The organism is Erwinia sp. (assembly GCF_031978025.1).
GTDB lineage: Bacteria > Pseudomonadota > Gammaproteobacteria > Enterobacterales > Enterobacteriaceae > Erwinia.
This window is the reverse complement of record NZ_DALZCD010000014.1, coordinates 21,253-27,756: the sequence shown is the minus strand read 5'-3', so window position 1 is coordinate 27,756 and position 6,504 is coordinate 21,253. Positions and strand designations below refer to the sequence as shown.

Genomic DNA, 6,504 nt, shown 5'->3' with positions numbered 1-6,504 from the left:
CATCGACCATCAGCTTTGCGACTTCACCGACGCGACGAATATTCTCTTTACGGTCGGCGTCGCTAAAGCCCAAATCGTGGCAGAGACCGTGACGTACATTGTCGCCATCCAGCAGATAGGTACTGACGCCAAGCTGATGCAGCGCCTGCTCCAGCGCACCGGCCACGGTAGATTTCCCGGAGCCGGAAAGTCCCGTAAACCACAGGACTACTCCCTGATGGCCATGCAGCTGTTCCCGCTCCGCACGCGTTACCGCGTGCGAATGCCAGACGATGTTTTCGTCATGAGCGGCCATTATTGACCGCCCGAAATATCACGGGCGCCCCAGTGTGGGAAGTGACGACGCACCAGTGCGTTAAATTCCAGTTCAAAAGCACTGAAATCACCGTTCGTTGGCACCGTGTCTTCTTTCGGTTCGCGGATCATGCCTGCGCCGACGGTAACGTTGCTCAGGCGGTCAATGAAAATCAGGCCACCGGTTACCGGGTTCTGCTGATATTTATCCAGCACCATCGGCTCGTCAAAGGTCAGATCCACCAGGCCGATACCGTTCAACGGCAGGTTTTCTACCTGACGCTGGGCCAGACTGTTGATTTCGACCTGGTATTGAATTTTTTCGACACGTGCGCGGGTCTTTTTACCGGCAATTTTGATATCGAAGCTTTGGCCCGGCACCAGCGGCTGTTCTGCCATCCAGACCACATCCACGCTGGCCGCCTGCACGGGCTTCAGTTCTGCGCCTGCCTCTACCAGAAGATCGCCACGGCTGATATCAATTTCATCCTTTAAGACCAGCGTAATCGCTTCGCCAGCCTGAGCTTCCTGCAGATCGCCGTCAAAGGTCACAATGCGGGCTATGGAGGATTCTACGCCGGAAGGCAGTACCTTCACTCGCTGCCCCACGGTTACCGATCCCGAAGCCAGCGTGCCCGCATAACCCCGGAAATCCAGGTTAGGACGGTTAACATACTGCACGGGGAAACGCATCGGCTGCTGCTCTACCACGCGCTTCACCTCAACGGTTTCCAACACGTCCAGCAGCGTCGGGCCGGTGTACCAGCTCATCGCCTCGCTCGCAGAAGCGACGTTTTCACCTTCCAGCGCCGACAGCGGCACAAAGCGGATATCCAGATCGTTCGGCAACTGGCCGGCAAAATCCAGGTAGGCCTGTTTGATCTGCTCAAATTTCTCTTCGCTGTACTCAACCAGATCCATCTTATTAATGGCCACGACCAGGTGTTTGATACCCAGCAGCGTAGAGATAAAGCTGTGACGACGTGTCTGATCCAGCACGCCTTTACGCGCATCGATCAGCAGGATAGCCAAATCGCAGGTGGATGCGCCGGTCGCCATATTGCGGGTGTACTGCTCGTGACCCGGCGTGTCAGCAATAATAAATTTGCGCTTTTCGGTAGAGAAATAGCGATAGGCCACGTCGATAGTGATGCCCTGCTCACGCTCGGCCTGCAGGCCATCCACCAGCAGGGCAAGATCCAGTTTTTCGCCTTGGGTACCGTGACGCTTGCTGTCGTTATGCAGCGAAGAGAGCTGATCTTCATAAATCTGGCGCGTATCGTGTAACAGGCGGCCAATCAGCGTACTCTTGCCGTCGTCGACGCTGCCGCAGGTTAGGAAGCGCAGCAGGCTTTTATGCTGCTGGGCGTGCAGCCAGGCTTCCACGCCGCCCTGGTCGGCAATTTGTTGTGCAATGACGTTGTTCATCTCGGCTCCTTAGAAATAACCCTGGCGTTTCTTCAGCTCCATTGAGCCGGACTGATCGCGGTCGATCACGCGCCCCTGACGTTCGCTGGTGGTCGACACCAGCATCTCTTCGATGATCGAAGGCAGCGTTTGCGCTTCGGATTCCACCGCGCCGGTCAGCGGCCAGCAGCCGAGGGTACGAAAACGCACCATCCGCTCTTCAATCTTTTCGCCAGGCTGCAGGTCGATACGGTCGTCGTCAATCATCATCAACATACCGTCGCGCTCCAGTACCGGGCGGTTAGCGGCCAGATAAAGCGGCACGATGTCGATGTTTTCCAGGAAGATGTACTGCCAGATATCCAGCTCGGTCCAGTTGGACAGCGGGAAGACACGAATGCTTTCGCCTTTGTTAATCTGGCCGTTGTAGTTATGCCACAGCTCAGGACGCTGATTTTTCGGATCCCAGCGGTGGAAGCGGTCGCGGAAGGAGTAGATACGCTCTTTCGCGCGAGATTTCTCTTCGTCACGACGCGCGCCGCCGAATGCCGCATCAAAGCCGTACTTATTTAACGCTTGCTTCAGCCCTTCGGTTTTCATGATATCGGTATGCTTGGCGCTGCCGTGAACAAACGGATTAATGCCCATTGCCACGCCTTCCGGGTTTTTGTGCACCAGCAGTTCAGCGCCGATCTCTTTTACCGTCCGGTCGCGGAATTCGTACATTTCACGAAATTTCCAGCCGGTATCCACATGCAGTAACGGGAAAGGCAGCGTGCCCGGGTAAAACGCTTTACGCGCCAGGTGCAGCATCACCGAAGAGTCTTTGCCGATAGAGTACATCATCACCGGATTGCCAAACTCTGCCGCTACTTCACGGATGATATGGATACTTTCCGCTTCCAGTTGACGCAGGTGGGTGAGTCGTTTTTGATCCATAACTTTTCCTCAAGCCAAATTCACAACGGCGGACGCCCGCTGCGCTGAATGTTGAAACCACGCCAGCTGCTGATGCAGATTGACCACTTCCCCAATCACTAACAGGGCGGGCGTTGGCGCACGTTGTGCCAGTTGTTCTAATTCCTGTAGCGTGCCGGTCAGCACCTGCTGATCCTGGCGCGTGCCGCGTCCGATCACCGCCACCGGCGTCTGCGCGTCACGGCCGTGCGCAATGAGCTGCGCCGAGATCTCTGCGGCTTTCACCGTACCCATATAAATAGCCAGCGTCTGGCGCGCACGGGCAAGCGAAGGCCAGTCCATCTCTTCGCCGTCGGCACGGCAATGACCGGTAATAAACAGCACGCTTTGAGCATGGTCGCGATGCGTCAGCGGGATGCCGGCATAGGCTGTCGCGCCTGCCGCTGCGGTCACGCCCGGCACAACCTGAAAAGGAATGCCTGCTTCAACCGCCGCCTGAAGCTCTTCACCACCCCGACCAAAAATAAAGGGATCGCCGCCCTTCAGGCGCACTACCCGCTTGCCTTTCTTCGCCAGCTCGACCAGCATTCGGTTGGTTTCTTCCTGGGGGACGCTGTGCGCGCTGGCGCGTTTGCCTACGCAGATGCGGTCGGCATCGCGCCGGACTAAATCAAGCACTTCATCGCTGACCAGATGGTCGTAGAGCACCACGTCCGCCTGCTGCATCACCTGAAGTCCACGCAGCGTCAGCAGACCGGCGTCGCCCGGCCCGGCACCGACCAGGATGATTTCTCCCTGCCCCGCGTCCGGATCGTCCAGCTGGCGAGCCAGCGTCTCTTCCGCGCCGGTGAGATTGCCGGAAGCGACCTGACTGGCGAAAAGGCCGTTGAATGCTTTTTCCCAGAAGCGGCGGCGTGCCGACATTTTGGTCAGCCGCTGCTTCACCCGGTCCCGCCAGCTGCCGGCAAGCGCGGCCATCTGGCCCAGGTTAGCCGGCAGTAAAGCCTCCAGCTTTTCACGCAGCAGGCGTGCCAACACGGGCGCCGTTCCGCTGGAGGAAATAGCCACCACTAACGGCGAGCGATCGACAATGGAAGGGAATATAAAGGAGCATTTAGGCTGGTCGTCGACCACGTTAGCCAGCAGCCTGCGCTCGCTGGCATCATCAAAGACACGGCTGTTCAGCTCGCTGTCGTCGGTCGCGGCAATCACGAAATAGACAAGGTCAAGCTGCGCGCTCTCATAGTCGCGGCCGATCCACTCAACGTTGCCGCTCTCCTTGAGCGCCGTCAGCTCTTCACAAAGTTCGTGGGCAGCAATTTGCACCCGCGCGCCTGCGCGACGCAGCAGTTCGATTTTGCGTGCGGCCACGTCGCCGCCGCCAACCACGAGCACCGGTTTGTTTCGGATGTCTGCAAAAAGAGGAAGATAATCCACGTCAGCCTTGCTAAATAACAAAAAGTTAACGCGACTATAGGGCGGCGGCGGAGCCTTATGAAATTACTAATTGGAATGAGTAGTTACCGAATGGAATAACGTTGCGGTAAAGCTACGCACAAAATGTGCTTAGCGAAGCTATTTCAGGGGCTTTCAGAGGGATTGTAATTGTGCGGAGCCAGTCACACTTTCATACTAGGGCAGAAAATTATTTTCGCTGTTTCGTTACAGGTCGACGATTAAGGACGTGACATGTTTTCCCGACTTTGCCTGAGCGCACTGCTTGCGCTGGGCGCGCTTTCCCCGCTTCACGCCGCCACTACTGAAGGCCAGCTTGCCGAACAGCAGCTACGCCATATCGCCACTTACTTTCCTGGCCGCATGGCTGGCAGCCCTGCTGAGATGCTCAACGCTGACTACCTGCAACAGCAATTTCAGCAGTGGGGCTATGACAGCAATAAAAGAGATTTTACGGCCCGCTACCACTATAAATCGCAGGATGGCCGCGTCAGCGATCACAACGTCATCGCGACGTCGGTTATTGCCGCACGCGCAGGCGAAGTGCCGCAGCAGATAGTGGTGCTGGCACCCGCCGATACCTGGCTGCCGCAAAGCGACAGCGATCGACAAAAAAATCGCGGGGGCCTGACTTTACAGGGAGCCGACGATAACGCTTCCGGGGTGGCCGTGATGCTGGAGCTGGCGGAGCGTTTAAAATCGACGCCGCTGCACTATAGCCTGCGCTTTGTGGCCCTGAGTGGTTCCATGCTGCATGGCGAAGAGGATTATCTCGCCCGCATGAAGCCAGCAGAGAAAAAGAATACGCTGCTGGTGATTAAACTGAGCGATTTGCTGGTGGGTAACCGGCTCTGGTTTAACAGCGGCAGCAACACGCCGGAACCCGTGGCACGGCAGACGCGCGATCGGGCGCTGGCACTGGCCCGGTTAATGCGGATCCCTGCCACCACGTTGGGCAAAGCGGTAAAAAAAGAACCGGCGATAGAGACGTTTGATAAGGCAGGCATTCCGCTATTGAGCGTTCGCGCCGCCAACTGGGACAGAAAGGGGCACCAGCTTCATACCAGCAACGCGCATTTTCCGCAGGGAAGCTGTCAGCAGCAGGCCAGCTGCGATAATCTTGCCTGGATCGACCGTTGGCTGCCCGGCCGCATCACGCACCGCACCCATGACAGCGTGAAAATCCTGCTGCCGCTGCTGCGTGAATTAGCCAATCCTCAACCTGAAGCTTAAGGAGATTTATGTATATCGTCAGTCTGACCTACAACCGCCCGATGCCAGAGGTGGAAGCGGCGCTGGTTGCTCATATTGCCTGGCTGGATACTTACTTCGCCGACGGCACCTTTATCGCTGCCGGTCGTAAAGATCCCCGTACCGGTGGCGTGATCCTGGTGCGGGATATCGATCGTGCGCGGCTGGATAAGATTCTGGCGGAGGATGCTTTTCAGCAGGTAGCGGATTACGAAGTGACTAAGGTGAACGTTAACCGCGGATCGGCTGACTTTTCCGCGCTGGTGGGGTTATAGATTGGGTGAGGGACACCCCGTTGCGACCATGAAATCGCCCGCTGCTTCTGCAGACTGAAAGCGTCGGCTTCGGTGACCACTATGCAGCCGTCACCGAGTGCCGTGCTCTTCTGACGCCTTCCCTGCGCCATCAACTCTGCCGGGGTAATACGGCAGAGTTGATAAGCTGCTATTCGTGCAGGCCGCACTCGCGCTTCAGGCCGAAGAAACGGGTTTCCTCTTCCGCCATGCCCGGCTCCCACTTGCGCGTGGTGTGCGTGTCGCCGACCGACAGGTAGCCCTTGTCCCACAATGGATGATAGCCCAGGCCGTGCTCCTTCAGATACTGATAAACCTGGCGGTTGTCCCAGTCGATAATCGGCAGCATTTTGAACACGCCGCGCTGGATAGCCAACACCGGCAGATGAGCGCGGCTGGTGGACTGATCGCGACGCAGACCGGCAAACCACGTCTGCGCGTTTAGCGTCTCCAGCGCACGATTCATCGGCTCAACTTTGTTGATATCGTTGTAGCGTTCAATGCCTTCCACGCCCTGCTCCCACAGCTTACCGTAACGCGCCTCTTGCCAGGCCGCGCTCTGTTCGGCGCGAAACACTTTCAGGTTCAGGCTGAGCTTGTCGGTCAGCTCGTCGATAAACTGATAGGTTTCAGGGAACAGGTAGCCGGTATCGGTCAGGATCACCGGGATATCGGGCTTCACCTGAGTCACCAGATGCAAACTTACCGCCGCCTGAATGCCAAAACTGGAAGAAAGCACCGCTTCGCCAGGCAGGTTAGACAGCGCCCAACTGACGCGATCCTGCGCCGAAAGCTTTTCCAGTTTGGTATTGATTTCCGCCAGCGCCATCACGCGTTCGACTTTGGGTAGTGCATTCAGTGCCGAGAGATCGAGTACTGCCATTTC

General features: G+C 57.2%; 7 protein-coding genes. 2 read left to right on the top strand and 5 right to left on the bottom strand.

Annotated features, from left to right (window positions below):
* From cysC to cysG, 4 genes are all read right to left on the bottom strand, one after another.
* Window positions 1–295 (bottom strand): adenylyl-sulfate kinase (cysC, locus tag RTK32_RS02250; RefSeq protein WP_312041907.1); only part of this gene is annotated, 295 nt, incomplete at its 3' end.
* Entirely contained in the window at window positions 295–1,722 is a 1,428-nt protein-coding gene (gene cysN / locus RTK32_RS02245) for a sulfate adenylyltransferase subunit CysN (RefSeq protein WP_312041906.1), read from the bottom strand. The genes cysN and cysC, both read right to left, overlap by 1 nt.
* A 9-nt stretch (window positions 1,723–1,731) precedes the next feature.
* Complete coding sequence (gene cysD / locus RTK32_RS02240) at window positions 1,732–2,640, bottom strand: sulfate adenylyltransferase subunit CysD (protein WP_312041905.1); 909 nt, start codon at window positions 2,638–2,640, stop codon at window positions 1,732–1,734.
* Window positions 2,641–2,649: 9 nt separating this feature from the next.
* A complete protein-coding gene (gene cysG / locus RTK32_RS02235) occupies window positions 2,650–4,056 on the bottom strand; it encodes a siroheme synthase CysG (RefSeq protein WP_312041904.1) in 1,407 nt (468 codons plus the stop codon).
* Between the two features lie 252 nt (window positions 4,057–4,308).
* Here cysG and RTK32_RS02230 point away from each other — a divergent pair, with 252 nt between their 5' ends.
* Together RTK32_RS02230 and RTK32_RS02225 are read left to right on the top strand one after the other, a co-directional pair.
* Window positions 4,309–5,307, top strand: coding sequence for an aminopeptidase (locus RTK32_RS02230; protein WP_312041903.1), 999 nt, complete (start codon window positions 4,309–4,311; stop codon window positions 5,305–5,307).
* Between the two features lie 8 nt (window positions 5,308–5,315).
* A complete protein-coding gene (locus tag RTK32_RS02225) occupies window positions 5,316–5,600 on the top strand; it encodes a YciI family protein (RefSeq protein WP_312041902.1) in 285 nt (94 codons plus the stop codon).
* 169 nt (window positions 5,601–5,769) lie between these two features.
* On the opposite strand, the gene cysH is transcribed toward RTK32_RS02225, so the two are convergent.
* On the bottom strand, window positions 5,770–6,501 hold the full coding sequence (gene cysH / locus RTK32_RS02220; RefSeq protein WP_312041901.1) for a phosphoadenosine phosphosulfate reductase: 732 nt from the start codon (window positions 6,499–6,501) through the stop codon (window positions 5,770–5,772).
* Window positions 6,502–6,504 lie beyond the last annotated feature (3 nt).

Bases quoted from the DNA above. Each gene is read 5' to 3' on its own strand.
- cysN (WP_312041906.1), bottom strand. From the start codon at position 1,722: ATGAACAACGTCATTGCACAACAAATTGCCGACCAGGGCGGCGTGGAA.
- cysD (WP_312041905.1), bottom strand. From the start codon at position 2,640: ATGGATCAAAAACGACTCACCCACCTGCGTCAACTGGAAGCGGAAAGT.
- RTK32_RS02230 (WP_312041903.1), top strand. From the start codon at position 4,309: ATGTTTTCCCGACTTTGCCTGAGCGCACTGCTTGCGCTGGGCGCGCTT.
- RTK32_RS02225 (WP_312041902.1), top strand. From the start codon at position 5,316: ATGTATATCGTCAGTCTGACCTACAACCGCCCGATGCCAGAGGTGGAA.
- cysH (WP_312041901.1), bottom strand. From the start codon at position 6,501: ATGGCAGTACTCGATCTCTCGGCACTGAATGCACTACCCAAAGTCGAA.